Below are 7,531 nucleotides of genomic sequence, written 5' to 3'. Positions count from 1 at the left end.
GACGGCTGGGGCCGCCAGGTCCTCGGCGACACCTGGCCCGCGGTCGCCGCGCTGCTGCCGGCCACGGGGACGCAGTACCTGCTGATGGGCTTCGGGGTCAGCGCGCTGCTCACCCTGCGGGTACTCAGCCCGCGCGAGACGCTGCCGGTCCAGGTCGTCTTCTCGCTGCTGTCGGTGGTCCTGCTGTTCACCGGGTTCGCCCTCGGCGGCGCGGCGGGCGCGGCGTGGGGTCTGGCGGCGGGGTCCGGGCTGAAGGCCGCGGCGGCCTGGCTGCGGGTGAGGAGGACGGCCTGAACGGACCCGGACACGGGGAGGGCCCGCCCACCGTGCGGTGAGCGGGCCCTGAGCCTCAGGTGATCAGCCGGTCAGGGGATGATCAGCACGATCGGCGTGTTGGGATCCGGCGTGGTCCCGGCCGGTACCGACTGCACCGCCACGACACCGTTCGGGTCGTTCTTCGACGGCTGGATGTTGCGGTACCCGGCGTCCTCCAGCATCTTCCGGGCGTCCTTCAGCGGCTTGTTCTGCACGTCCGGGACGGGCTGCTGGGCTTCCTTCAGCTTGCCGGTCTTCAGCGTGACCGAGGTGCCGACGTCGACCTTCGCACCAGGCTGGAACGACATCTCCGCGACCTTGCCGTCGAGATTCGGGTCGGTCGTCTCGACCTCGCCGGAGCACTCGCCGTTGAGACCGTCCTGCGAGAGCGCCTGCTTGGCCTCTTCACAGGTCTTGCCGCGGACCTCCGGCACGTTCACCTGCTGAGGCGCCTTGGCGACGGTGATGGTGATCTCGGAGCCCTTCTCCCGCTCGACGCCGTCGCCCGGGTCCTGGTCGGTGACCGTGCCCTCTTCCGCCTGGGCGTTGACCTCGGTCTCCACGGAGACGTCGAAGCCGGCGTCCTCCAGCTTCGCCGTCGCCTCGTCCTCCGTCATGCCGACCACGTCCGGGACCTCGGCCTTGGGCGCTCCGGTGGAGACGACCAGCGCGACCGACTCGCCCTTGTCGAGCTTGGTGCCGTTCGCGGGGTCCTGGGAGCAGACGCGTCCCTTCTCCTGCTCCTCGCACTCCTTGTTGCTGAAGGTGACCTCCAGCCCCACGTTGGTCGCCTGGTCCCGGGCCTCCGCCTTGGTGCTGCCCACGAAGTTGGGCACCGTGGCCTGGGCGGGGTCGTTGTCGGCGACGATGTACCGGCCGATCAGGATCGCGCCGATCAGCACCAGCACGGCGGCGGCGATCAGCAGGATCGTCGACTGCTGGTTCTTCTTCTGCCGCCGCCGGTCGGGACGGTCGCCGTCGTAGCCGTAGGCGCCGTCGTCGGGGTTCATCGGCGGAAGCATCGAGGTGGCGCCGCCCGCCGGGGGCATGGCGGTGGTGGGCTGGTCGTCGCCGTAGCCCTGGTTGTAGCCGCCGTAGCCGGCGCCGTAACCGACCGAGCCCATGGCCGCGGTGGCGGCGACCGGCTGGCCGTCGAGGCAGGCCTCGATGTCGGCGCGCATCTCGTCGGCCGACTGGTACCGGTAGTTCGGGTCCTTGACGAGCGCCTTGAGCACGATCGCGTCCATCTCGGGCGTGATCTCGGGGTCGAAGACGCTCGGCGGCTGGGCCTCCTCGCGCACGTGCTGGTAGGCGACGGCGACCGGGGAATCTCCCACGAACGGGGGACGGACCGTGAGCAGTTCGTAGAGCAGGCAGCCCGTGGAGTACAGGTCGGAACGCGCGTCGACCTGTTCGCCCTTGGCCTGCTCCGGGGAGAGGTACTGGGCGGTTCCGATCACGGCGGCCGTCTGGGTCATGGTCATTCCGGAGTCGCCCATGGCGCGGGCGATGCCGAAGTCCATCACCTTGACCTGGCCGTTGCGCGTCAGCATGACGTTGGCCGGCTTGATGTCGCGGTGGACGATGCCGTTGCGGTGGGAGTACTCCAGCGCCTGGAGGATGCCGATGGTCATCTCCATCGACCGCTCCGGCAGCAGCTTGCGACCGCTGTGGAGCAGCTCACGGAGCGTGGAGCCGTCGACGTACTCCATGACGATGTACGGGATCGAGACCCCGTCGATGTAGTCCTCGCCCGTGTCGTAGACCGCGACGATCGCGGGGTGGTTGAGCGAGGCGGCCGACTGGGCCTCACGGCGGAACCGGGCCTGGAACGACGGGTCACGTGCGAGGTCCGCCCGTAGCGTCTTCACCGCCACGGTGCGGCCGAGCCGGGTGTCCTGCGCGAGGTAGACCTCCGCCATGCCACCACGGCCGAGCACATGGCCCAGCTCGTACCGGCCGCCGAGGCGACGCGGCTCTTCCATAGCTACCTACCAGCCCTCTCCGTCGGTCCCAACCGCACCCTTCATGGATTCGGCGGTGTGCCGTCCGGGCATACCGTACCCGGCTCGCGGTGTCTCGCCCGGCCACGCCTGTCACCCGATACACGACCGGTATGGACGGCCCTCGCGGGCGTCGCGGTGGGTGACGGAGAGGCGGCGGGAGTCACTCCCCGGCCATCACTTGCCGAGCACGGCCTTCATGATGTCCTTCGCGATGGGTGCGGCGAGGCCGCCGCCGGAGATGTTCTCGCGGACCGCGGAACCGTCCTCGACGACCACCGCGACGGCGACGGACTTGCCGTTGGAGTCCTTCGCGTAGGAGATGAACCAGGCGTACGGGTTCTTCTCGTTGTTCTCGCCGTGCTGGGCCGTACCGGTCTTGCCGCCCACGGTCACACCGGGGATCTTCGCGGTGGTGCCGGTGCCGGTCTCCACGACCGTCTCCATCATGTCCTGCAGCTTCTGGGCGTTCTCCGGCGAGACCGCCTGGGAGAGCTCCTCCGGCTCGGTCTTCTCGATCACGTCGAGGTCGGCCGAGCGCAGCTGGTCCACCATGTACGGCTTCATCAGCTTGCCGTCGTTGGCGACGGCGGCGGCGACCATGGCCATCTGCAGGGGCGTGGCGCGGTTGGACGCCTGGCCGATGCCCGCCATGGCGTTCTGCGGCGGGACGTCCTCGGGGTAGATGCTGGCGTCCGCGCGGACCGGGGTGAAGATCTCCTCGTTGAACCCGAACTTGTCCGAGTGCTCGATCATCGTCTTGTTGCCGAGCTCGTCGCTGATCTTGCCGAAGACGGTGTTGCAGGAGATGCGCATCGCCTCGCGCAGGCTCACGTTCTCGCAGACGCCGTGGTCGTTGGTGAGCTTGGAGGTCGACTGCGGCAGCGGGAACGGGTCCGGGCTGTCGGTGGAGGCGTCGATGTCGTCGATCAGCCCCTCCTCCAGCGCGGCCGCCGCCGTGACGACCTTGAAGGTGGAGCCGGGCGGGTACGTCTGGCGCAGCGCCCGGTTGAGCATCGGGTCGTCCTCGTTGTTCTTCTTCTGCAACGAGTTCCACGCCTCGGAGTCGGAGTTCATGCTGCCGGCGAACGTCGACGGGTCGTAGGAGGGCGCGGAGACCAGCGCGAGGATCTTGCCGGTGGCCGGGTCGAGCGCGACGGCCGCGCCCTTCTTGCCCTTCAGCCCGTTCCAGGCGGCCTTCTGGGCGGCGGTGCTGAGCGTGGTGACGACGTTGCCGCCCTGACGCTCCTCACCGGTGAGCATGTCCAGGGTGTTGCGGAAGAAGAGCCGGTCGTCGTTGCCGGTGAGGATGCCGTCCTCGAGCTTCTCCAGCTGGTTGGAGTCGAACGCCTGCGAGGAGTACCCGGTGACCGGCGCCCACATGGGGCCGTTCTTCCAGGTCCGCTTGTACTGGAACTCGCCGTCGGTGCGCTTGGAGCCGGTGATCGCCTTGCCGTCGACGATGATGTCGCCGCGCGGGATCGAGTAGCGCTCGATGCGGACCCGTCGGTTGTCGGAGTCCTTGGCGAGCGCGTCGGCCTGGGCGTACTGGAGCCAGTTGTCGCGCAGCAGCAGGGCCAGCATCAGCAGGCCGCAGAAGATCGCGATCCGGCGCAGGGGCTTGTTCACGGTCGGACCACCTGGGTCATCTCGGCGTCGGGGTTGGGAGCCGGGGCGGGCGCGGGCCGTCGTGCGGTGTCACTGATCCTGAGCAGCACGCCGATGAGCGCCCAGTTGGCGATGACGGACGAACCACCGTACGCCACGAACGGCAGGGTCATACCGGTCAGCGGGATGAGCCCCATCACACCGCCGGCCACCACGAACACCTGGAGCGCGAAGGCGCCGGACAGGCCCACCGCCAGCAGCTTGCCGAACGGGTCGCGGGCGGCGAGGGCGGTGCGGATGCCGCGCTGCACGATGAGCACGTACAGCAGCAGGATGGCCATCACGCCGGTCAGGCCGATCTCCTCGGCGAAGGTCGCCAGGATGAAGTCGGAGTTGGCGGCGAAGCCGATCAGGTCGGAGTGCCCCTGGCCCCAGCCGCTGCCCAGGGTGCCGCCGGAGCCGAAGGCCCACAGCGCCTCCTGGGACTGCTCGGTGTGGCCGGCCACGCCCTGGCGGCTCAGCTCCCACTCGCGCATCGGGTCGAGCCAGGCCTGGACGCGCTGCTGGACGTGCGACTCGAAGGTGGCCACCGTCACGGCGCCGACCGCGGACATCAGCAGACCGAAGACGATCCAGCTGGTCCGCTCGGTGGCGACGTACAGCATGATCACGAACATGCCGAAGAACAGCAGCGAGGTGCCGAGGTCGGTCTCGAAGACCAGGATCAGGATCGAGACCGCCCAGACCACCAGGATGGGGCCGAGGTCGCGGCCGCGCGGCAGGTAGAGGCCGAGGAAACGACGGCTGGCCAGGGCCAGGGCGTCCCGCTTGACCATCAGGTAGCCGGCGAAGAAGACCGCGATCACGATCTTGGCGAACTCGGCCGGCTGGATGGTGAATCCGCCGACCTTGATCCAGATCTTGGCGCCGAAGATGTTGACGCCCAGACCCGGGACCAGCGGCAGCAGCAGGAGGACCAGCGCCGCGAGCATGGAGATGTAGGTGTAGCGCTGCAGGACGCGGTGGTCCTTGAGCAGGAACAGCACGCCCGCGAACAGCACGATGCCGAGTCCGGAGTAGATCAGCTGGTTGGTCGCGGCCTCCACGAAGGCGTCGCGGGCCTGGAGCCGCTCCGACTGGTCCAGCCGCCAGATGGCGACCAGGCCGAGCCCGTTGAGCAGGGTGGCCAGCGGCAGCAGCAGCGGGTCGGCGTAGGGCGCCAGCTTGCGCACCGCCAGGTGGCCGAGGGCGGCCATGGCGCCCAGGCTCAGGCCGTAGGTGGCCAGCCCGGCCGGGATCGAACCGTCGATGGCCAGGCCCACGTTGATGTAGGCGAAGACCGGGATGGCGACGGCGAACACCAGCAGCGCGAGTTCCGTGTTGCGCCGGCTGGGCGCGCCGACGGCGCCGATGGTGGACGTCTGATGGGTACTACTGCTCATCGTGTTCCAGGGCCCCTCACGGCTTGCCTACTGATCGCCGCACAGCGAGACCAGCTTCTTCTCCTCCTCGGAGAGGCTGGGGCCGGGGCTGGGAGCGGACGTCGTGTTCTTGGTCGGGGACGGGCTCGCGGTCACCGCGTCGGGGTTGGTGGCCTCGGCGGACTCCGCGGGCTTCTTCGCCTTCGGGTTCTGCTCCTCGGCGGCCTGCTGCTCGGCGTTCTTGCGGCAGGCGGAGGCCTGGACCTTGAGTTCCTCGATCTTCTCCACCGCCTCGCCGCGTCCGCCCTGGGCGATGGTGGCCTTGACCTGCTTCTGCTGGTACGCAGGCAGGTACTTGAGTTCGATCTCGGGGTGGTCCTTCTCCACCTTCGAGAGCGACACCCAGCCCAGGTCCTGGCTGATGCCCCGGTACAGCGCGACGTGTTCGTCGTTGGTGCCGACGTAGAACTGGGTCTGCGTCCAGCGCCAGCCGCCGTACAGGCCGCCGCCGATCACACCGAGCGCCAGCGCCGTGTAGAACGATCTCTTCAGCCAGCGGCGCCCCTTGCGGGGCTTGGTGAGGTCCTCGTCGGTCCAGTCGCGGGCGTTCTCCCCGCCGGCCAGGTAGCCGGTGTCGCCGCTGCCGGGCGGGCCGAACTCGCCGCCCTGGCCGGGCGCGGGACGGCCCAGGCCGGCCGCGCGGCCGGCGGGCGTCTGCATCGCGCCGTTGTCGTTGCTGACCTGGTTCTCGGCGACCGCGCCGACCACCACGGGGGTGTCGGACAGCCGCGCCCCGGCGAGGGTCTCGCCGGTGTCCAGGTCGAGGACGTCGGCCACGATCACGGTGATGTTGTCCGGGCCGCCGCCGCGCAGGGCGAGCTGGATGAGTTCCTGGACGGTCTCCTCGGGCCCCTGGTAGCTGGCGAGGGTGTCCTCCAGGGTCTGGTGGGACACCACGCCGCTCAGGCCGTCGGAGCAGATCAGGTACCGGTCGCCCGCCCGGACCTCGCGGATGGAGAGGTCGGGTTCGACGTGGTCGCCGCTGCCCAGCGCGCGCATCAGCAGGGAGCGCTGCGGGTGGGTTGTGGCCTCCTCCTCGGTGATGCGGCCCTCGTCGACCAGACGCTGCACCCAGGTGTGGTCCTGGGTGATCTGGGTGAGGGCGCCGTCCCGCAGGAGGTAGGCGCGGGAGTCGCCGACGTGGACCAGGCCGAGGCGCTGGCCGGTCCACAGCAGGGCGGTGAGCGTGGTGCCCATGCCCTCCAGGCGGGGATCCTCCTCGACCATGATCCGCAGCTGCTCGTTGGCGCGCTGCACGGCCGTGCCGAGGGAGGTGAGGATGTCGGAACCGGGGACGTCGTCGTCGAGGGCGACGATGGTGGAGATCACCTCGGAGGAGGCGACCTCACCGGCGGCCTGGCCGCCCATGCCGTCGGCGATGGCGAGCAGGCGCGGACCGGCGTAGCCGGAGTCCTCGTTGCCCTCCCGGATCATCCCTTTGTGCGATCCGGCGGCGAAACGCAGTGACAGACTCATGCGCACCTCACCCGCCGGTTGTTCCGACGGCTGTTGCGGGGAAAGCCGCAGCCGGTCCTGTCGAGCCACCCTGCCCACCCTCCGGTCGGGAGCGCGCCGGCGTCCTGGGTGGGGACGTGTGCCGCGTGCTCGCTCCGCTCGCTCATTCTCGTACTACTTCCGCAGCTCGATGACGGTCTTGCCGATGCGGATCGACGCGCCCAGCGGGATCGGCACGGGAGTCGTCAGCCGGTTCCGGTTCATGAACGTGCCGTTGGTGGATCCGAGGTCCTCGACGATCCACTGGCCGTCGCGGTCCGGGTAGATCCTGGCATGGCGGCTGGACGCGTAGTCGTCGTCCAGCACGATCGTGCTGTCGTGGGCACGGCCCAGGGTGATCGTCTGGCCCTGGAGGGCGACGGTGGTGCCGGTCAGGGTGCCCTCGGTCACCACCAGCTTGGTCGGGGTGTTCCGCCCGCGCCGGCCGCCCGCGGCGGCCTGACGGCCCTGCGGCTGCGGTGCCGCGGGCTGGCGGCCGGCCCGCTCGGCGGGCCGTACGGCCTCCCGGCGCGCACCGCGCTGGGTGACCCGCACGCCGAAGAGGTCACTGCGGATGACCTGCACGGCCACGATCACGAACAGCCACAGGACGGCCAGAAAACCCAGCCG

Annotated in this window: 5 protein-coding genes and 1 pseudogene; 1 reads left to right on the top strand and 5 read right to left on the bottom strand. The window is 69.8% G+C overall.

Translation table 11 applies throughout. The features are described from left to right. Positions 1 to 294: pseudogene (locus tag HW445_RS13005) on the top strand (hypothetical protein); the annotation flags it as partial. Positions 295 to 365: 71 nt separating this feature from the next. Here the strand turns inward: HW445_RS13005 and pknB are convergent. The 5 genes from pknB to HW445_RS12980 all read right to left on the bottom strand — a co-directional run. Continuing rightward, the gene (gene pknB / locus HW445_RS13000) at positions 366 to 2,300 is read right to left on the bottom strand and encodes a Stk1 family PASTA domain-containing Ser/Thr kinase (RefSeq protein WP_180221179.1); all 1,935 of its coding nucleotides are present in this window, start codon (positions 2,298 to 2,300) and stop codon (positions 366 to 368) included. Between the two features lie 195 nt (positions 2,301 to 2,495). Next, positions 2,496 to 3,947: a penicillin-binding transpeptidase domain-containing protein gene (locus HW445_RS12995; protein WP_180221178.1), complete on the bottom strand. Its 1,452-nt coding sequence runs from the start codon at positions 3,945 to 3,947 to the stop codon at positions 2,496 to 2,498. Continuing rightward, on the bottom strand, positions 3,944 to 5,368 hold the full coding sequence (locus HW445_RS12990) for an FtsW/RodA/SpoVE family cell cycle protein (protein ID WP_180221177.1): 1,425 nt from the start codon (positions 5,366 to 5,368) through the stop codon (positions 3,944 to 3,946). The genes HW445_RS12995 and HW445_RS12990 overlap by 4 nt, the downstream gene beginning before the upstream one ends. A 27-nt stretch (positions 5,369 to 5,395) precedes the next feature. Next, the gene (locus HW445_RS12985; protein ID WP_180221176.1) at positions 5,396 to 6,883 is read right to left on the bottom strand and encodes a Stp1/IreP family PP2C-type Ser/Thr phosphatase; all 1,488 of its coding nucleotides are present in this window, start codon (positions 6,881 to 6,883) and stop codon (positions 5,396 to 5,398) included. Positions 6,884 to 7,036: 153 nt separating this feature from the next. Further along, positions 7,037 to 7,531 (bottom strand): FHA domain-containing protein (locus HW445_RS12980; RefSeq protein ID WP_180221175.1); only part of this gene is annotated, 495 nt, incomplete at its 5' end.

The organism is Streptomyces sp. UH6, assembly GCF_013421635.1.
Classification (GTDB): domain Bacteria; phylum Actinomycetota; class Actinomycetes; order Streptomycetales; family Streptomycetaceae; genus Streptomyces; species Streptomyces abyssomicinicus.
The sequence above is the reverse complement of the archived record's forward strand: the minus strand, read 5'-3'. Positions and strand labels throughout refer to the sequence as shown.

Coding starts and splice junctions, on each gene's coding strand:
- pknB (WP_180221179.1), bottom strand. CDS start 2,300: ATGGAAGAGCCGCGTCGCCTCGGCGGCCGGTACGAGCTGGGCCATGTG.
- HW445_RS12990 (WP_180221177.1), bottom strand. CDS start 5,368: ATGAGCAGTAGTACCCATCAGACGTCCACCATCGGCGCCGTCGGCGCG.
- HW445_RS12985 (WP_180221176.1), bottom strand. CDS start 6,883: ATGAGTCTGTCACTGCGTTTCGCCGCCGGATCGCACAAAGGGATGATC.